The organism is Mycolicibacter nonchromogenicus (assembly GCF_002101775.1).
GTDB classification, from domain to species: Bacteria; Actinomycetota; Actinomycetes; order Mycobacteriales; family Mycobacteriaceae; genus Mycobacterium; species Mycobacterium nonchromogenicum.
The window spans coordinates 81,774-100,222 of sequence record NZ_LQPI01000040.1 but is presented as its reverse complement, the minus strand read 5'-3'; the positions used below and the strand labels follow the sequence as shown (position 1 = coordinate 100,222).

At 65.9% G+C, this 18,449-nt stretch carries 19 protein-coding genes; 11 read left to right on the top strand and 8 right to left on the bottom strand.

Annotated features, from left to right (window positions below; genetic code table 11):
- Positions 1 to 2: 2 nt before the first annotated feature.
- The gene (locus AWC18_RS09935; protein WP_085138583.1) at positions 3 to 824 is read right to left on the bottom strand and encodes an enoyl-CoA hydratase/isomerase family protein; all 822 of its coding nucleotides are present in this window, start codon (positions 822 to 824) and stop codon (positions 3 to 5) included.
- A gap of 97 nt (positions 825 to 921) precedes the next feature.
- On the opposite strand from AWC18_RS09935, the gene AWC18_RS09930 reads away from it, so the two are divergent.
- The 6 genes from AWC18_RS09930 to AWC18_RS09905 are packed head-to-tail and all read left to right on the top strand — an operon-like array spanning position 922 to position 7,228.
- Entirely contained in the window at positions 922 to 2,172 is a 1,251-nt protein-coding gene (locus AWC18_RS09930; RefSeq protein ID WP_085138582.1) for a hotdog family protein, read from the top strand.
- 2 nt (positions 2,173 to 2,174) lie between these two features.
- The gene (locus AWC18_RS09925; RefSeq protein ID WP_064997834.1) at positions 2,175 to 2,981 is read left to right on the top strand and encodes an enoyl-CoA hydratase/isomerase family protein; all 807 of its coding nucleotides are present in this window, start codon (positions 2,175 to 2,177) and stop codon (positions 2,979 to 2,981) included.
- A complete protein-coding gene (locus AWC18_RS09920; RefSeq protein ID WP_064997835.1) occupies positions 2,978 to 4,222 on the top strand; it encodes an acyl-CoA dehydrogenase family protein in 1,245 nt (414 codons plus the stop codon). The genes AWC18_RS09925 and AWC18_RS09920 overlap by 4 nt, the downstream gene beginning before the upstream one ends.
- Complete coding sequence (locus AWC18_RS09915) at positions 4,219 to 4,965, top strand: enoyl-CoA hydratase/isomerase family protein (RefSeq protein ID WP_064997836.1); 747 nt, start codon at positions 4,219 to 4,221, stop codon at positions 4,963 to 4,965. The genes AWC18_RS09920 and AWC18_RS09915 overlap by 4 nt, the downstream gene beginning before the upstream one ends.
- Complete coding sequence (locus tag AWC18_RS09910) at positions 4,962 to 5,762, top strand: enoyl-CoA hydratase/isomerase family protein (protein ID WP_085138581.1); 801 nt, start codon at positions 4,962 to 4,964, stop codon at positions 5,760 to 5,762. The genes AWC18_RS09915 and AWC18_RS09910 overlap by 4 nt, the downstream gene beginning before the upstream one ends.
- The gene (locus AWC18_RS09905; protein WP_085138580.1) at positions 5,759 to 7,228 is read left to right on the top strand and encodes a class I adenylate-forming enzyme family protein; all 1,470 of its coding nucleotides are present in this window, start codon (positions 5,759 to 5,761) and stop codon (positions 7,226 to 7,228) included. Before AWC18_RS09910 ends, AWC18_RS09905 begins: the two co-directional genes overlap by 4 nt.
- Here AWC18_RS09905 and AWC18_RS09900 read toward each other — a convergent pair.
- The 5 genes from AWC18_RS09900 to AWC18_RS09880 are packed head-to-tail and all read right to left on the bottom strand — an operon-like array spanning position 7,179 to position 12,959.
- Complete coding sequence (locus tag AWC18_RS09900) at positions 7,179 to 8,051, bottom strand: hotdog family protein (RefSeq protein ID WP_085138579.1); 873 nt, start codon at positions 8,049 to 8,051, stop codon at positions 7,179 to 7,181. The genes AWC18_RS09905 and AWC18_RS09900 overlap by 50 nt on opposite strands.
- The gene (locus AWC18_RS09895) at positions 8,048 to 9,592 is read right to left on the bottom strand and encodes a class I adenylate-forming enzyme family protein (RefSeq protein WP_234806479.1); all 1,545 of its coding nucleotides are present in this window, start codon (positions 9,590 to 9,592) and stop codon (positions 8,048 to 8,050) included. Before AWC18_RS09895 ends, AWC18_RS09900 begins: the two co-directional genes overlap by 4 nt.
- Positions 9,589 to 10,791, bottom strand: a complete 1,203-nt coding sequence (locus AWC18_RS09890; protein WP_085138678.1) for an acyl-CoA dehydrogenase family protein — start codon at positions 10,789 to 10,791, stop codon at positions 9,589 to 9,591. The genes AWC18_RS09895 and AWC18_RS09890 overlap by 4 nt, the downstream gene beginning before the upstream one ends.
- The gene (locus AWC18_RS09885; RefSeq protein ID WP_085138577.1) at positions 10,788 to 11,756 is read right to left on the bottom strand and encodes an acyl-CoA dehydrogenase family protein; all 969 of its coding nucleotides are present in this window, start codon (positions 11,754 to 11,756) and stop codon (positions 10,788 to 10,790) included. Before AWC18_RS09885 ends, AWC18_RS09890 begins: the two co-directional genes overlap by 4 nt.
- A gap of 6 nt (positions 11,757 to 11,762) precedes the next feature.
- Entirely contained in the window at positions 11,763 to 12,959 is a 1,197-nt protein-coding gene (locus AWC18_RS09880) for an amidohydrolase family protein (protein WP_085138677.1), read from the bottom strand.
- Positions 12,960 to 13,062: 103 nt separating this feature from the next.
- Here AWC18_RS09880 and AWC18_RS09875 point away from each other — a divergent pair, with 103 nt between their 5' ends.
- Complete coding sequence (locus AWC18_RS09875; RefSeq protein WP_085138576.1) at positions 13,063 to 14,172, top strand: acyl-CoA dehydrogenase family protein; 1,110 nt, start codon at positions 13,063 to 13,065, stop codon at positions 14,170 to 14,172.
- A gap of 13 nt (positions 14,173 to 14,185) precedes the next feature.
- Positions 14,186 to 15,085 carry a TIGR03619 family F420-dependent LLM class oxidoreductase gene (locus AWC18_RS09870; RefSeq protein ID WP_085138575.1) on the top strand — a complete coding sequence of 300 codons (900 nt, stop codon included), beginning with the start codon at positions 14,186 to 14,188 and terminating at the stop codon, positions 15,083 to 15,085.
- A gap of 8 nt (positions 15,086 to 15,093) precedes the next feature.
- On the opposite strand, the gene AWC18_RS09865 is transcribed toward AWC18_RS09870, so the two are convergent.
- Positions 15,094 to 15,531 carry a nuclear transport factor 2 family protein gene (locus AWC18_RS09865; RefSeq protein WP_085138676.1) on the bottom strand — a complete coding sequence of 146 codons (438 nt, stop codon included), beginning with the start codon at positions 15,529 to 15,531 and terminating at the stop codon, positions 15,094 to 15,096.
- A gap of 49 nt (positions 15,532 to 15,580) precedes the next feature.
- On the opposite strand from AWC18_RS09865, the gene AWC18_RS09860 reads away from it, so the two are divergent.
- The 3 genes from AWC18_RS09860 to AWC18_RS09850 all read left to right on the top strand — a co-directional run bounded on the left by AWC18_RS09860 (position 15,581) and on the right by AWC18_RS09850 (position 17,971).
- Positions 15,581 to 16,207, top strand: coding sequence for a cysteine hydrolase family protein (locus AWC18_RS09860; protein WP_085138574.1), 627 nt, complete (start codon positions 15,581 to 15,583; stop codon positions 16,205 to 16,207).
- A gap of 97 nt (positions 16,208 to 16,304) precedes the next feature.
- Positions 16,305 to 17,501: an amidohydrolase family protein gene (locus AWC18_RS09855; protein ID WP_085138573.1), complete on the top strand. Its 1,197-nt coding sequence runs from the start codon at positions 16,305 to 16,307 to the stop codon at positions 17,499 to 17,501.
- The gene (locus AWC18_RS09850) at positions 17,498 to 17,971 is read left to right on the top strand and encodes a MaoC family dehydratase (RefSeq protein ID WP_085138572.1); all 474 of its coding nucleotides are present in this window, start codon (positions 17,498 to 17,500) and stop codon (positions 17,969 to 17,971) included. The genes AWC18_RS09855 and AWC18_RS09850 overlap by 4 nt, the downstream gene beginning before the upstream one ends.
- Here the strand turns inward: AWC18_RS09850 and AWC18_RS09845 are convergent.
- Positions 17,968 to 18,447 (bottom strand): Rv2253/PknI dimerization domain-containing protein, encoded by a 480-nt coding sequence (locus AWC18_RS09845; RefSeq protein ID WP_064997249.1) that lies wholly within the window; start codon positions 18,445 to 18,447, stop codon positions 17,968 to 17,970. The genes AWC18_RS09850 and AWC18_RS09845 overlap by 4 nt on opposite strands.
- Between the last annotated feature and the right edge of the window lie 2 nt (positions 18,448 to 18,449).

The following is an 18,449-nucleotide window of genomic DNA, read 5'->3' as shown; positions in this document are numbered from 1 at the left end:
GCTCAACGCCCCCGAAAGCGGGGCGATCGACGTTCGGCGAATGACTGCAGTCCTTCCTGCAGATCCGCTGTGCGCGAGTTCAGTTCGGCCGCCCATGCCTCCTGCTCGAACCCCCGCTCCCGTGGCGACTCCGACGAAACCGACAGCAGCCGCTTGGTCAGGCCGAGCATCACCGACGGCCCGGTCGCCAACCGCACTGCCAGTGACTCCGCATTCTGGTCCACCTGTTCTGCGGGCACGACGCGGTTCACCAGGCCCAGCCGCAGGCATTCGTCGGCGCCCACGTTCTCACCCAACATGAGCAGTTCGGTGGCTTTACGCAGGCCGACGATCCTGGTCAGCAGATGCACCGCTCCGCCGTCGGGAACGATGCCGCGGTGCACAAATCCCTCGACCAGCGCCGACTGCTGCCCCATCACCACCAGGTCGCACGCCAGCACCAGACTGGCACCGCCGCCCATCGCTGTTCCGTTGAATGCCGCCACGACCGGCTTGTCGCAGTCCAGTACAGCGCTCACCAGCCGTTGCCAGCCCTGTGCCAATTGGCGCGCGATGTCCCCCGGGCGCCGGTCGGGTGGCAGCTGGCCGTCCACATCAGTGGGTTTCGACGCCAAGCCCGCACCGGTACAGAAGTGCCGCGGACCCGTTGACGTCAGCAGCACCGCCCGGACTTCAGGGTCGGCGTGCGCAGCGATCAGAGCATCGGCAAGGGCATCTCGGGCCAATGGCGACAAGGAATTTCCAACGTCGGGGCGGTCAATGACGATGCGGCCCACATTGTCGGGCCCCACGTCGTAACTGATCCCGATCCGCTCTTCCGCCATTGAAGCCCGCCCAACGTTAACGTCGCTTTCCGTTTTCGGGTATCTTAATTCTCACTTTGGTCTCGACCAAGTGCTTGCGCCATGAGGAGGTTGCGCGATGTCCGGCACCGGCCAGATCACCGATGAGGCGCTGGACCGGCTGCGGGCCACCATCGGTATCGCCGTCCCCAACCCCGCGCCACCGCACTACCGCCGTCCCAACGAGGACGCCTTTCGCCACGCCGCAGAGAGCTACGGGGACCCGAACCCCCTGTGGTCCGATCCCGAATACGCCATCAAATCGGTGTGGGGCGAACCGATCGCGCCACCCCCGCTGATCGGCGGCGACACCGTGATCGGCGAGGACGAGGTCACGGAGCTGTCCGAGGAGGACCGGGCACTGACCAAGGGCGATCCGCTGCGGGGTGTACACGCCTTCTATGCGTCGACCTCCCGCGAGTGGTGGGCCCCGTTGCGGGCCGGCCACCGGGTCATTCGGCGCAACGCGCTGGTGGCCGCGCTGGACAAGAAGAGCGAATTCGCCGAGCGTGCCGTCCACGAATGGTCTGCTCAGGTGTTCCGGGACGACGAGGGCACCATCCTCGGCGGCCAGTACCGCAACATGATCCGCACTGAACGCAGCAAGGCCCGCGGCCGCAAGAAATACCAGGACGTCGAACTCAAGACCTGGACGCCTGAGGAGATCGCCGAGATCGACGCGCGGTATTCGCGGGAGGTTCCTCGGGGATCCGAGCCACGTTGGTGGGAGGACGTCTGTGAGGGCGACACCGTCGGACCGCTGACCAAGGGGCCCCTCACCGTCACCGACATGGTCTGCTGGCACGTTGGAATGGGCACCGGTATGTACGGTGTGCGACCGCTCGGGTTGGCATGGCGCAACCGGCAACGAATTCCCCGGTTCTACACGCCCAACGAACAGGGCGTCCCCGATGCTGCGCAGCGCGTTCACTGGGACCCCATTGCGGCGCGTAATGCCGGAAACCCCACCACATTCGACTATGGCCGGATGCGCGAGACCTGGCTCATCCATCTGTGCACCGATTGGATGGGCGATGACGCCTGGCTGTGGAAGTTGGACTGCGAGTTCCGGCTGTTCAACTACGTCGGAGATCTGCACACCATCTCAGGCACGGTGGTGCGCAAGTTCCTCGCCGACGGCGATCGGCCGGCGGTGGAGCTCGAACTGGCGGCGACCAACCATCGAGGGGAGATCACCGCGCCCGGCCACGCCACCATTCTGCTGCCCAGCCGTGAGCGAGGTCCCGTCCGGCTGCCCGATCCGCCCGGCCGAGCAACCGACCTGGCCCAGCTGCTGACCGCCGTGTCAGCGCAGTTCGCCGAGCGCTGAATATGACCTACTCCAGTGTCCCGGGCCTCCTGGTCGCACACCGAGGAGCCGAACTGCGCCTCACCTTCGACCGTGCCGAGCGGCGTAACGCGGTCAACGATGTGGTCCTCGACGCCATCATCGAGCATCTCGCGGCAGCCGGCACCGACGAATCCGTACGCGTCATTCGCATCGACGCCAACGGGCCCGACTTCTGCGCGGGCTCCGACCTGATCGCCAACACCGCACGTTCCGAACGGAAACCTCGGGTCGGCACCACCCAGCGCCGACTGCCGAACAAAGCCAACCGGCTCATCCCCCTGATGCTTGAGACGCAGGTGCCGATCGTCTCAGTGGTGCAGGGCTGGGCCGCTGGGCTGGGGTTCCACATCGCTTTGGCGTCCGACTTCTGCCTGGCCGCCACCGACGCCCGATTCTGGGAGCCGTTCATGGCACGCGGCTTGAGCCCCGACAGCGGCGCGGCCTGGCTGCTGCCCCGGCTGATCGGGATGGTGCGCACCCGACGGCTGCTGATGCTCGGCCAGGAGATCTCCGGGGCTCAGGCTGCGGCGTGGGAGATAATTCACGAGGCTTACGCCGCAACCGATCTGGACCACGCCGCCGACGAGTTGGTGGGCAGGCTGGCGACCGGGCCGACGGTCGCGCTCGGCCTCACCAAGTGGCTGCTGCAGAGCGGACACGGGCTTGACCTGGACCGTCACCTGCACAATGAGGCCATGGCTCTGGAGTTGGCCACCCGCAGTGACGATTTCAAGGCAGCCCTGGCAGCGTTCCGGGAAAAGCGGGATGCGGAGTTTCACGGCCGATGACACTGCCGATCGATGCGTCGAGCACCGCCGAGGAAGCGGTGGCCACAGTCGAGCAATGGATACGGACCGAGGTGCCCGAATCCTGGCGCGCCGCCGCGGCCGACGGCCATCGGGCGCTGCGTGCGGTCCGCACTCCGGAGGACTACCGGCGGTGGTATCCCGCCTTCGCCTCGACCGGCCTGGTGGCGCCGACCTGGCTTCCCGAGCATGGCGGGCTCGGGGTGTCCAACGAGGTGGCACGTGCCATCGAAACGGTCCTGGCGCCGCTGCGGTTGACCCGGCTGAACCCGTTGGGGCTCAACAATGCTGCTGCGGCCCTGTTCAGTCACGGCACCGAAGAACAGCGCCTGCGGTTTCTGCCCCCGATCGTGCGCAACGAAGAGAAGTGGTGCCAGTTGTTCAGCGAACCCGGTGCCGGGTCCGATCTGGCGTCGTTGGCGACCCGCGCCGTCGCCGACGGTGATGAGTGGGTGATCACCGGTCAGAAGGTGTGGACCACCTGGGCCGATGAAGCGGATTTCGGAATCCTGCTGGCCCGCACCGATCCCGAACAGCCGAAGCACAGAGGTATCACCTATTTTCTGCTCAATATGCACCAGCCCGGCGTCGAAGTCCGCCCGCTGCGCCAGATCACCGGTGAACGCGAGTTCAACGAGGTGTTCTTAGACGGCGCCCGCGTTCCCGACGCGCACCGGGTGGGTGATCTCAACGACGGCTGGCGGGTCAGTGCATCGACACTGTCCGTGGAGCGGCAGATGGTTTCGGGATCGGGCTCGGGCGGTATGGGCCGGCTCGGCGGTTCCAGCACACAGCGGTTGATCACCTTGGCACAGGAGACCGGGCGCTGGTCGGATCCCGTCATCCGAGCCAAGGTCATGCGGCTGTGGGCCCAGGAGAAGGTGCGCGGCTGGACGAACGCCCGGGTACGCGCGGCCCTGAAGGCCGGGCAATCGCCCGGTGCCGCATCGTCCATCGGAAAGGTTCACCAGGCGACGCTGAACCAGCAGATCCAAGATCTGATGGTCGACCTGAGCGGTACCGCTGCACTTGCCTGGCCGGCCACCGACGACACCGACGCGCTGCCGCGGGACGTGCAGGGCTGGATGCGCAGCCTGGCCAACGGCACCGAGGGCGGGACCACCGATATCAACAAGAACATCCTCGGCGAACGGGTGCTCGGACTTCCCAGAGAACCAGATCCCTGGAAGGGCAAGCCGTGGAAGGACATTCCGCGATCATGACGGCCTACGAACGACTGATTGTGCAGAAGTCCGAAGGCATCGGGTGGCTCATCCTGAACCGCCCGGAGGCCGGAAACGCCTTTGATGCGCTGATGCTGGACGAGCTTGAGCACGCCTGGGCTGACCTCGAGTCCGACCCCGATGTTCGCGTCATCGTCAACACCGCGAACGGCAAGGCGTTCTGCACCGGCATGGACGTGGTGCAGGTGGCCCGCGACAAGGACGCCATGCGCAAGCACTCCCGGCGAACTCGAGACGCCGAGCTGAAGATCTCGTCCTGGCACTGCGATGTCTGGAAACCCGTGATCGCCGCGGTGAACGGAGTATGCGCGGGCGGCGGCCTGCATCTGGTCGCCGACGCGGACATCGTGATACTCAGCGAGCGGGCCTCGATCGTGGACCCGCATGTCTCCGTCGGACAGGCCGTCGCCTATGAGGCGATCACGCTGCTGCGCAAGTCGCCGATGGAGGCGATCACCCGAATGACGTTGAGCGGGCGTGGCGAACGTATCTCCGCCGACCGTGCCTACGAACTGGGCATCGCCTCCGAGGTCGTCCCCCATGACCAGCTGCGCACGGCAGCGGGCGCCCTGGCCGCCGCGATAGCGACCAACTCGCCGGCGGCGATGCGAGTGACCAAGCAGGCACTGTGGCGGTCACTGGAGGTCGGGCTGACCCAAGCCCGTCGCGAAGCTGCCGAGGCGATCCGGCACATGAGCGGTCATCCCACGGAGGTGTCATGACATACCAGCGACTGATCGTGGAGCGCCACGGGCCGGTCGGGTGGATCATCAACAACCGGCCCGAGCGGCTCAATGCCTACGACCACCTCATGCGCCAGGAGTTTCGGCGGGCGTGGGCCGAACTCGATGCCGATGCCGACGTCCGGGTCATCGTGCACACCGGCAATGGTCGCGCATTTCAGGTGGGCACCGACGTCGAGGAGCTGGATGAAGGGGCGGCCGAGCAGTTCGGCGAGACCATGGCCTCCCTCGACCTCGGCCTCACCGCCTGGCACTGCGGCGTCGGCAAGCCGGTCATCACTGCGGTCAACGGGGTGTGTGCGGGCGGTGGACTGCACTGGGTGGCCGACGCCGACATCGTCATCGCGTCCTCGGATGCGACGTTCGTCGATCCGCATGTGTCGATCGGTCAGGTGAGCGCGTTGGAGACCATCGCGCTGATGCGCAAGATGCCTGCCGAGGCGGTGCTGCGGATGGCATTGGTCGGCAGTCACGAGCGGCTCACCGCACAGCGCGCCTACCAGCTCGGCATGATCAGCCAGGTCGTCGACCCGCCGGAGGAGCTTCGTGCCGTGGCCCAGGAACTGGCCGAGAAGATCGCCCAGAACTCGCCCGCGGCAATGCGTGCCACCAAGCGCGCGCTGTGGGGCGCCCTGGAGCACGGGCTGACCGACGCGTGCCGGGAAGGCGCGAAGCACTTGACGTCGCTGTGGGGTCACCCCGACCAGGATGAGGGGCCGCGTGCGTTCGCCGACAAGCGTTCTCCACGATGGCTTCCGCTGGACGCGGACTCATGAGCCTGGCACAACTGCTCGATGATCTTCCGCCGGTCGCGGTGCACACGGTTGATCACGACATCAGCGGCGACCAACTTCTCGCCGGCGCCCAGCGGCTGGGCGACCTGCTGAATTCCGCAGGCCTGCAAACCGGGCAGGTGGTGGCGGCGATGTTGCCCAACGACGGCGTCACGGTCGCCGCGCTTTTCGGCACCTGGCTTGCCGGTGGGGTCTATACGCCGCTCAATCCACGGGCTGCCGACGCAGAACTTGCCGAGCAGCTGGCCACGTTGCGGCCGGTCGCCGTGGTCACGACTGCGGATCTGGCGCACCGGTTCGCCCGTTCGGGACTGCCTGTGGTCACCGGGGCAGGGCTTGCCTGGCAGCTGTCCGCCGGCAGCACTGCCCCGGATGATCCCCGGCAGTACGACGCCGACGTCGCGCTGCTGCAATTCACCTCGGGCACCACCGGGACACCGAAGCCGGTGCCGCTGCGACACACCACGGTGCTCGATCTCATCGACCGGCTGCTGCGCAAACTCCGAAACAGCTCGAACGCCGCCCAGCCCAAGGCGAAACGTGCGCCGATGCCGAATCTGGTCCCGTTGTCGCTGTCGCTGTGGGCGGGTATCTATCAGGTGCTGTTCGCGTTCCGCGCGGGTTCCGGCGTGGTGCTGATGGAGCGGTTCACAGCCGGAGAATTCGCCACCCTGGTCAAGCGCCATCAACTGCGCTCCACGGTGCTGCCCCCGGCTGCACTGACCATGGTGCTGCACGAAGCAGCGGTGACCGACTTGTCACCGCTGAGGATCGTGCGGTCCATCACCGCCCCGTTGTCCCCGGTACACGCCGCGGCATTCCGCGACAAATTCGGTGTGCTGGTGCTCAATTCCTACGGCCAGACCGAACTCGGCGGCGAGGTGGTGGGATGGTCGGCTGCCGACGCTCGTGAGTGGGGTGAGACCAAACTGGGGTCGGTTGGGCGCCCGCTGCCCGGTATCGATGTCACGATCGCCGATGACGAGGTGCTGGTGCGCACGCCGACCACGGCGGCCCGCAAGATCGACCCGGCCTTTTGGGACCGGCTGACCGAGGAAGGCTGGTTTCACACCGGCGATCTCGGCTGGTTCGACGATGACGGGTTCCTCTGGCTCGACGGCCGGGTGTCGGACATGATCAACCGCGGTGGGCTGAAGGTGTTCCCCGGAACTGTGGAAGACGTCTTGCTGGCTGCTGCCGGGGTGCGGGAGGCCGCCGTCGTCGGTGTCCCCGACGAACGCCTCGGCGAGGTGCCGTGGGCCTTCGTCGTCCGTCTGGACGACACCGTGACCGAAGAGAAGCTGTACACCTGGTGCCGGGAGCGGCTGACCCCCTACCGGGTGCCGGCGCGCATCGTGTTCGTGGACCGACTCCCGCGCAACGAGGTCGGCAAGGTGGTCAAACGCGATCTGGTTCCGCCTGCCGAAACACATGTGTCGCGACGGTGACCAACTTCCCGTCGGCACCATCGTCGAAGACGAGCGTGCGCGCCGCGACAACCGCATTCGAGCCCGCCTGTGCCGCCACCGGTTCGGCCACGAATCGGAACGGACCGACCTTGGCCCGGGCCAAGAACATCGTGTGCGACGAGACGCCGGCGAGCTGGCCGGTCGCCGAGACGTCGAGCACAGCGCTGCGCGCGGCCGTCTCGGTCATGACGAACTGCGGACCCACATGCAGCGCGGCATCCGGTGAGGCCACCTCCGACGACAGCCGCGGCAACAGCCATGTTCGGGCATCGACTCGGCTTCCCCCGAACACCTGCCACAGCGGCGGCAGATCGGGCGAATCCACCACGTCGATCGGTTCCACCGTCATCTTCTGCAGCCCCTCCGGGGGGACACCGATGGTCACGCCCTGGCCCTCGGTGACCGCAAGCACGCGAGCCGGGTTGTCAGCATCGACGATCAACGACCGGCTGTAAGCCATTCGGTGGCCCCTCTTCAGAGCTTCGGTGCGCACCTCGAACCGTCTTACGTCTACCCCGGGATCGAGCACCTGGCAGGAATGCACCACCGGATTGGGAACGGCTTCCAGATCGGACACCACACCCCCCTCAGGTGAGGCGATACCGAAGACGCACAGCAGGATCCCGCCGCCGTCATCGCGCATGTCGGAGCGCAGCGTGACGGTGTCGTCGGCGGGACCGACATTCATCGAGGCGTGGTTACGGCCGATATAGCGGTAGCTGAGCAGCCCGCCCCACCGGCGCTGCAGTTCTGCCGCATAGGCCGCCGGATCGCCGCTGAGCTCTCTGATGTCGCGAATCACGTTGTCTCCCTCATCCCGAACCTCGTCCGCAACTCGGTCTTGAGGACCTTGCCGGTCTGGTTGCGCGGAAGCGCCTCCACCAGCTCGAGACGCTCGGGTGCCTTGTGATGGCTCAGGCCACGCCCTTTGCAGTGCGTCACCAGTGACTCCAACGTCACCGCCGCCGCCTGTTCGGCGACGACGACAGCGCACACCCGTTCACCGGTCCGCGCGTCGGGCACACCGATCACGGCGACATCGGCGACCCCGGGATGGGTGGCCAGAACACCCTCGATCTCCAACGCAGAGATGTTCTCCGCATTGCGGATGATCGTGTCCTTGATCCGTCCGGTCACGATCACATTGCCCTGCGCATCGATGCGTCCCCGGTCGCCGCTGCGGAACCAGCCGTCACCGTCGAACGCGTCCGCGTCCAGCGCCGCGTCGACATAGCCGAGGAAGCATTGCGGCCCCTTCAGCCGCAACTCCCCCTCTTCTCCGACACCCACCTGGCGCTCCGAATCGTCGACCACCCGAACCGAGACCCCCGGCACCGGGCTGCCCACGGTGTGATCCAGGGTGTACGCGTCGCCGTCGAGGCGCGGTGATGTCGCCACCGGGAATTCCGTCAAACCCCAGGCGTTGGCCACCCCGGCCACCGACAACGTCTCGCGCACCTGCTGACCGAGCTCGGCTGTGATCGGAGCGCCCCCGCCGACACACCCACGTAGCCGGTCGAACAACGGCTCGCGTCCGTGCGCCCGCTGCGCGGCGATGAATGCCACGAAGAAGGGGGTGGCCGATCCCAGCAGGGTCGCCCCGTGGTCGGCCATCGCCCGCGGTGTGTCGGTCGGGTCGAAGACGTCGAACAGGACCAGCCGCATGCCGGTCAACAGCGCGGCCGCCAGCATCGCCGCACCGCCGATGTGCGAGATGGGGAATGCGATCGGATTGACGTCCTCGCTGCACGCTCCCATATCGACCACACCGGCCGAGCCTGCGATGATCGAGCGATCACAATGCCGAATGCCCTTGGGGGCCGAGGTGGTTCCCGATGAGTAGTAGACCCATCGGGGGTCTTCCTCCGACTGCGGCGGCGGGCCGAGCACAGCCGGATCTCCGACGTCCAGCCTCAGCCCCTCGCCGACGGGCATGTCGTGGTCGACGACCACGACGGAGATCCCACGTTCCCGCGCGAGTTCGGCGGCCAGCGGCCGGTGGTCATAACCCCGCCACGTCCCGGGAATGATCAGCACCTCGGTACCGAGCTGCTCTGTCACGAAACGCACCTCGCTGGAGCGCCAGATCGGGAGAAGGGGATTCTGCACCGCCCCCAGTCGGGTCAGCGCCACCATCACGACCATCGTCTCCAGCGTGGTCGGCAACTGCCAGGACACCACGGTCCCGGCGGACACGCCGTTTCGCGCCAGGGCCGCAGCGGTGCGCGCTGCGGCGGCATGCAGCTGCGCGCTGGTCAGGCTGCGACCGAAATCATCGGTCAGAACCACCCGGTCCGGATGCTGTCTGGCCGCGGTGTCGACCAGTTCCCAATACGTGGTCACCGGCTCGGCAGCATCAGGCGGCGCTTGGCGAGAATATTGCGCATGATCTCCGAGCTGCCACCGGAAATGGTGTACGCGCGTGACCACAGCCAGCATTCCCGCAGACGTTGCTTGGCGCCGTGGGCAGCCGAGTCGCTCGGTCCGTCCAGCACCGTCGCGGCCGCCAACTCCGCGCCATAGGCCGACACGCGATGGTAGGTCTCCGCGAAACTCAGCTTGGCGATCGAACCGTCGCCGACCTCGTCCGCACCAACGATCATGCGTTCCACGTGATCGTCGATGTAGGCCTTTGCCACCTCGACCTCGACGGCCAGTTCGGACAACTTCTCCCGGATGTCGCCGCACTGCAGAGCTGGAACACCGTCCACGGTACCGGCTTTGGCCAGCGTGATCAGGTCATCGATGAGCAGTTCGAGCAAGATGACGTTACCGCCGATGCCGAACCTTTCGTAGTCGAGACCGGTCATGATTATCGACCAGCCCTGCCCAGGCTCACCGACCACACTGTCCGCGGGCAGTCTGACGCCGTTGAGGAAGACCTCGTTGACCTCGATCGCGTCGCCGACCGTACGAATAGGTCGCACCTCGACGCCCGCCGCGGCAAGGGGTACCGCAAAGACCGTCAGCCCGTGATGGCGTGATGACGACGGATCGGTGCGGATGAGCGCCAAACCCATGTCCGCCCAGTGACCGTCGGTGATCCAGGTCTTCTGACCGTCGAGCACCCAGCTGCCGTCTGCCTGGCGCTGTCCCCGACAGCGCACCGCGGCGATGTCGCTGCCCGCGTCGGGTTCGCTCAGCAGCTGACACCAGACGTGCTCACTGCGCCGGATCGGTGGAAGCAGCGTCTGCTTCTGTTCCTGCGATCCGAAGTGCAGCAGTACGTGTGCGGCGAGGTTGACCTGGTCGACAGGCCGCGGCGCCCGCGCCCGCAGGATCTCCTCACTGACGATGCGATCGCGCAGCGGGTGGTAGTCGGCACGGCCACCGTACTCGACGGGCCAGTCCGCACCGACGTATCCGGCATCGAACAGCTTCGCGAACCAGCTGCGCAGCATCGCTTCCTGTTCGGCGTCGACAGGCGCTCGGTGGCCTTCGCGCGCGACCACGCCGGGGGCATGGTCAGCGATGAATTGTCGTACCGTAGAACGGAACTCCGCCAACGACTCGGCACTGGGCCGAACAGGTGCGGTGGTCACCAGCCCGCCACCTCCCTCAGCTCGGCATGACTGGAACGGGCGGTGCCGAACAACTGCGCATTGTCGAAGACCCGGCGCAGCTCGTGATGCAGGGGGTACTCCCAGGTGAAGCCGATCCCTCCGGACAGTTGCATGCATTCATCGACCGCCGCGGTCGTCTTGGCGGTCACAAAGGAATGGGCGGACGCGGTGAGCAGGGCGGCCTGCGGATCGCCCACCGCCACCGCCCGCATGGCCTTCATCACGATCGCCCGGGACTTGACCTGCAGCACCAACAGATCCACCAGACGGTGTTGCACGGCTTGAAAGCTCGCGATCGGCGCACCGAAGGCGATCCGGTCGATCAGATAGCCGACCAGCCGTTCGAGGGTGGCGGACAGTGCACCGACGGAGTCGGCACTGACGAGCAGCCGGGCCACCCTTCGCAGCTCGGCGGATCGCTCGGCCGTTCCGATGCTGTGTCGCTGCGCACCGCTGATATCCACGCGGTGGACCGGTCTGTTCACGTCGAGCAGATCCGCATCGTCGCATCGTGCCAGGCCGTCGTTGATGAGCTCGATCCCGTCGTGGGCCAACAGCACCAGGATCGCGCAGCGGTCGGCCCTGGCCACCCGGACCGTCTCGGCTGAGGTCGGCAGCGCCACTGCGGCGGCAATGGATCCGTCGAGCAGACCTGGCAGCAGCCCCTGCCGGACGGCATCTGGAGCGGTGGCGAGTGCTGCCGCGGCTACCGCGCTGCCCAGCCAGGCCGAGCGGTCCCCGGCACGACCGATCTCTTCGGCGATGACTGCCGCCTCCACCGGGCGCCACCCAGCCCCGCCAGCGGCATCATCGACCAACAGGCCGGTCCAATCCAGCCGGGCGAGCTCCTCGATCGAGTCCTTCTCGCCCCGGCCAGCCAGGAAATCCCGCGCGGAGGCACGCAGGAATTCGAGATCAACGTCGAGGTCGTCGTCGGTCGGCACCGCGCATTAGCTCCGGCGCAGCAACGCGTCGGCGTTATCCCGCATGATTCGTTGCTTGGCGGCATCGTCCAGTGGGTCAAGCAGTTTGACGAAGTCGGCCGGCTCGGCCAAGCCCTCGGCGTGTGGGTAGTCCGAACCCATCAGCAGGCATTCGTCATACCCGAGCCGCTCGACGATGGCCGGGATATCGTCCTCGGGATACGGAACGACGCCCACGTGGCGGCGGAATATCTCCGACGGACGCTCAGTGAGCTTCCCACCGATCCAGGGTCCGTTGCGCCCCATGCCCCGACTCTTGTCCATATGGACCACGAATTGCGGAACCCATTCGGCTCCGTGCTCGGCGACCAGGACGTTCAGCCCGGGAAAGCGACCGAAGAGGTTGTCGAAGATCAGCGCCGACAGGGTGTCCTCGATAGGCCGCTGACCGTAGACGTTCATCCACTGCCACGCCGACATGCGCCACGCAGACGGGTCGGGGTTGTGACCCCACGCCGGGGAGATCGCATTGAAGTACCAGAACGGCTGGATGTGGAAGACCAGCGTGCACCCCGCTTCCTGGAGGCGCGCGTAGATCGGGTCGAAGTACGGGTCCCCCGGCGAACGTCCGTATGCAGGTCCGGTCGGCAGCAGCACCATCTTGGCCCCCTGCGCGATGATCGCCTCGGTCTCAGCGATCGACGACTCCAGATCGCGCAGCGAGAGCAGTGCGGTTGCGTAGATCTTGTCGCGATGGTTGAAGCCCCAGGTCTCGTCGAACCACCGGTTGAAGGACCGGATATTGGCATAGAGGGCAGCGGTGTCGTCGACGTAGTGTTCGGCGGCCAGGGCCATGCCGGCCGGGAAGATAACGGCGCGCTCGACGTTCTGTTCGGCCATCACCCGTAGCCGCGGTTCGCGTTCCAGCCATTCGGGTTGCATGGGTTGCGGCTCATAGGTCTCGTCGGGGTTGCCCGAGCCCATCTGTTTGAGCATCTCCTTGAGCGAGCCGGGCCGGTAGGCGAGGTCGAATCCGAGTCCGGCCTCACTGTTGAAGGTGGCGATCCGGTGGCCGGCGAGGATGCTTTCGGCGCCGTCGGCTCCGCGCACTGCGGTGATGGCCCGGTCGTGAAATTCCTTGGGCAGATACCGGGTAAACGCGTCGCGTGTTTCGTAGCAATGGGTGTCGCAGTCAAAGATCCCGTAGTCGAGTTTGGAGGCCACCGACCGTCTCCCTTCGGTGAGAATCATTATTCTCTGTTTTCAGAAAGGATACTATCCTGAATCGGCCATGCCCATGTCGAGGTTGTCTACAGTGAGGGGGACCATGACCTCAGCGCAGGACGAGCTTCGGCAGTCCGTCCGCGAGTTCCTGGCCCAGACATCCCCGAGCGCGGCGGTCAGAGCCTTGATGGACAGCGACACCGGCTATGACGAGGCTGCGTGGCATCGGATGGCCGCAGAGCTGGGGTTGCACGGTATCGCGGTTCCCGAGCGGTTCGGCGGCGCCGGCGCGGGTACGGCAGAACTGGCGGTGGTGTTCGAGGAGATGGGTGCCGCGCTGTTGTGTGCGCCGTTCTTCGCCACCGTGGCACTGGCCATTCCTGCCCTCCTCACCAGCACCGATGACGACGCCATCGCGGAGTTCGTCCCGGCCCTCGCCGCCGGCACCACCACGGCCACAGTGATCTTCAATGGTCAGCTCGGCGCGTGGGATTCCTCGACGGTCGCGCTGACCGCCCACGGAGACGACCGCCGGGGTTACACCGTCCACGGCGAAGCCCCGCTGGTTCTCGACGGCCATACCGCCGACCTCGTGCTGGTCGCCGCCGTCTGCGATACCGGCACATCCCTGTTCGCCGTCGCCGGCGGCGCGAGAGGACTGTCCCGCCGGCCCCTTGCCGGACTGGACCGCACTCGCCGGATCGCCCACCTCGAATTCGACGACACACCTGCCCGGCTGATCGGGCCCCCTGGAGGTGCGGAGCCCGGCCTGTCACTGACCTCCGACATCGCCACCGTGCTGCTGGCGGCCGAGCAACTCGGTGGCGCGGCGCGTTGCCTGGACACCGCGGTCGCCTACGCCAAGGACCGGATCCAGTTCGGTCGTCCGATCGGAAGCTTCCAAGCCGTCAAACACCGGTGCGCTGACATGCTGGTGCTCGTCGAGGGCGCCCGCTCAGCTGTCGCGCATGCGGCCGCAGTGACCGATTCCGAAGAGCTCGCCATTGCCGCGTCCGTGGCGAAACTGGTTGCCTCGGAAGCATTCACCCACGTTGCCCTCGACAACATGCGGGTCCACGGCGGAGTGGGTTTCACCTGGGAGCACGACGCACATCTGTATGTGCGGCGAGCCAAGGCGAGCTCACTGATGTTCGGCGAGCCCGACCACCATGCGCTACGGCTCGGCGAACTGGTCGCCACAACACCCGCCTGACAGGAGGACACCCTTGACGATTTCCTTTTCCCTGGAGCTGCCCACTCAGCGTGTCGAGCTCTCGGATGACTTCGTCAGCGCTTCGGCCATCGCCGATATCGCCCGGGCCGCCGAAGCGGCGGGGTACGCGGCCGTGCACGTCACCGACCATCCCGCACCGGACACCAAGTGGCTCGATCACGGTGGCCACCACGCGATGGACCCATTCGTCGCCCTGTCGTTCGCAGCGGCTGTGACGGCGGAGCTTCGGCTGCTCACCAATGTCTACATCGCCGGGTACCGCAACCCGTTCCTCGGTGCCAAATCCATCCACAGCCTTCAGGTCCTGTCCGGTGGCCGACTCATCCTCGGGACGGCCGCCGGCTATCTGAAGCCTGAATTTCTCGCCCTGGGCGCGGACTTCGACCGGCGCGGTGCACTGCTTGACGAGGCACTGGACGTGCTGGACAAGGTTTTGAGCGGCGCCGACGTCGCTTATGCCGGGACGTCGTTCGCCGCCCGCGGGGTTCGGCTACGCCCTGAGACGAGCCCGCCGCCGGTGTGGATCGGCGGCAACAGCAAACCTGCGGTTCGGCGTGCGATCGACCGGGGGCAGGGATGGGCACCGTTCAACACCTTCGGATACGCCACTGCGTCGCGCACCGCAGAGATCTCGACCATCGAAGAATTGGAATCGGCGATTGCCTGGGCTCGACGCTATGCCGAGGAGGTGGGACGTACCGCACCGCTGGACATCTGCTTCTCGGCGGGCAACATGCTGGATGAGAAGCGCTCCACCGATGAACGGCACGAGGTGATCGGGCGACTGGCCGCGGCCGGCGTGACCTGGCTGACTGTCGCACCCTCCGGCGACGACCGTGACGGATACCTCGAACGCGCGCAGCTCTTCGCCAAGGAGTTCATCAGCGCCTGAACGCCTGATCAGGGCGCCATCAGACTGTTCGCGCCGAAGGCGTCCACCGAGATTCTGCGATGGGCGAACAACCAGACCCCGTTCGCGGGCACCAACACGTCGCGGTACCTGCCCCAGTGGTCCAGCCCGATGTCGGTGTGCACTGCGAAGTAGCTGCTGACCTCGGCTCTGTCGGCGTCGACCAATCCGAATCGGATGCTGGAGAGGTGATGTCGCACAAAAGTCGGCGTCTTGCGCGTCGAATCGCGCGAACTCATCGCTGCGGCCAGACCGGTCTCGATCGCCGCGGCCCCGACGAGCGGCTCGTCGGCACCGGTGAACTCCAGTACCCCATCGGGTGCAAAGCACGCAGCGAGGGCATGCAGATCGAAACGATCCGTGGCTGCGGTGTAGTCAGCCAGGGTCTGCCGCACCGATTCCCGGATCAACAGCTCCCACTGCTCCATCAACACTCCTCTAGAAATCGCCTTGGCTCAGACGATAACGTGTGTTCTCATGCCCCGACCCGACCTTCCTCACCTCGTCTCGCCGAACACCACCGCCATAGTCACCCAGGAATGCCAAGGCGGGGTGATCGGCCCCCAGGCCGGACTGCCGATGCTGGCACGCGAGGCGGAGCGTGCGGCCATCCCCAACATCGCGAAGCTGCTTCCGGCGGCCCGCGCCGCGGGCGTCGCCGTCGTCCATTGCCTGATCCAGCGCCGCCCGGACGGTCGCGGTTCGAACTCGAATGCCCGACTGTTTGCCGCCGGCAGTTCTTTTGGCGCAGATCTGACTCCCGGAAGCGCCGGGGCGTCCCTGCTGCCCGAACTCGGCCCGCACGAGTCTGATCTGGTGCTCACCCGCACCCATGGACTCAGCCCCATGACGGGTACCGACCTCGACTCGGTGCTACGGAATATGGGCATCACAACCATTGTGGGCGTGGGTGTTTCAGTGAACGTCGCGATCACCAACTTCGTGATGGACGCGGTGAACCGAAGCTATCAATTCGTGCTGCCGCGCGATGCCGTCGCTGGGTACCCCAGTGAATACGCCGATGCGGTGATCGACAACAGCCTGGCATTGCTGGCTACCGTGACCTCCACCGACGACGTCATCGCCGCCTGGTCACCGGGCTGATTCGACCGAGATGTGGATGTTGGGCAGACAGAGTGATAACGTCGTTTCCGCTGAGAGTAAATGATTGTTATCACTGGTCCGAGGAGGATTCAGCCTCATGCCTGCCCGCTCGCTTCCCTACCCGGTGTTCGACATCGACAACCACATGTACGAAACCGAGGATGCGCTGCTCAAGTACCTGCCCAGGGAGCACCGAGGCAAGGTCGGCTATGTCGAGGTGAACGGGCGACCCAAGCTCGTGGTCAAAGACCACATCAGCCACATGATCCCCAACCCGACGTTCGCACGGGTGGCCCGCCCCGGCAGTGCTGAAGACTACTTCCTGGGCAACAACCCCGAGGGCCTGAACTTTCGTGAGTTCATCGGCGAGCCAATGGATGTGATTCCCGCCTACCAGTACCCGGCTCCGCGCATCGAGTTGATGGACGAATTGGGTATCGACCAGTGCGTGATGTATCCGACCCTGGCGAGCCTCATCGAGGAGCGCACCACCGATGACGTCATCTTGACCCATGCGATCATCCACGCGCTCAACGAATGGATGTACGAGCACTGGACCTTCAACTACCAGGATCGGATCTTCGCGACCCCGGTGATCTGCCTGCCCATCGTTGAGGAAGCCATCCGAGAGTTCCACTACGGCCGCGAGCGCGGCATGAAGACGTTCCTGGTGCGGCCCGCCCCGGTGCCCAGCCGGTTCGGGGGCTCGCGTTCGATGGGCCTGCCCGAGTTCGACCCGTTCTGGGAGGAGGTCGTCAAGGCGGATATGCCGGTCACGCTGCACGCCTCCGACAGCGGATACCAGAAGCACTTGATGGAATGGGAGGGCGGCGACGAGTACCTGTCCTTCAAGACCAGTGCCCTGCGCGAGGTGGTGATGGGGTTCCGCGCCATCGAGGACACGCTGGCGGCACTGATCTGCCACGGAGCGCTGTCTCGCTTCCCCGATCTCCGGATCCTGGTGGTGGAGAACGGCAGTGGGTGGGTGCGGAATCTGCTCCGCCAGTTGGAGAAGGCCTACCGCGTGATGCCCAAGGAGTTCGACGAGCACCCGGTCGAGGTGTTCAAGCGCAACATCTACATTCACCCGTTCCTCGAAGACGACATCGAGGGCATCGTGGAGATCATGGGCGAAGACCACGTGATGTTCGGCTCCGACTACCCGCACCCGGAGGGCATCGGCGAGCCGTTGAGCTTCGTCGATCGACTGCAGCGCCTGTCCGAGACCGCCAAGGCCAAGATCATGGGCGGCAACGCGCTCAAACAACTGCGTCTGGACAAGGTTGCGGTGTGACCCAGTCCCCGCCCCGGCCGACGATCTACCAGGGCGTGGCCGACTTTGAGGCCCGTGTCGGCGAGCATCTCGGCTACAGCGACTGGCACACCATCACCCAGGAGCAGATCGACCTGTTCGCCGCCGCAACCGGTGACCACCAGTGGATACACGTCGATCCCGAGCGTGCGGCCGCCGGACCCTACGGGCGCACCATCGCCCACGGATACCTGACGCTGGCGCTGATCCCGATCTTGGTCAAGCAGATCTACCAGGTGACGGGATTGTCCATGCAGATGAATTACGGGGTGGACAAGCTCCGCTTTCCCGCACCGGTACCGGTCGACTCACGTATCCGGGGCGGTGCGGAGCTGATAGGCGTGGAGCGGGACAAGAAGGGCGCCAAGGCAACCGTGCGCGTGGCGGTCGAGGTGGAGGGGTCCGACCGTCCGGCATGTGTGGTGGACACCATCGCGTTGATGGTGGATTAGTCCAACGGGATCAGCTTCAGCGGCATCTCGATGTTGAGCACCTTGTTGACTCCGCACGCACCGCTGGGGCCGATGGTGTTGTCCCAGCCGCGCAGAAACGGCTTGTCATACTGATCGACGAAGAATTTGAATGTCTGCTGACCGTCGAATGACGTGCCATCCGGGCAGGTGATCCAGTTTTCAATCCGGCGCGTCACGTACCACATCGGCTTGGTGTAACTGACGTCCGCTGTCCAGCCCTGATCACTGGTGACCTTGCCAGAGCACTGAAGCACGGTGGTGCAACTCGTCGTGATGGTCCAGGTGCTCGTCACCGTCGCCTCGTCTTTGTACCGATCATTCGTCTTGGCCCACTGCCCGTCCGAGATCACCGTGAACCGTCCGTTGACCGCGTACTTGTTCGGGTCGGCATGCGCCGGCGGGCCCATCACCATCAGCCCCGCCAGCGCGGCCGTCGTCAGGATCATTCCGCGCATGG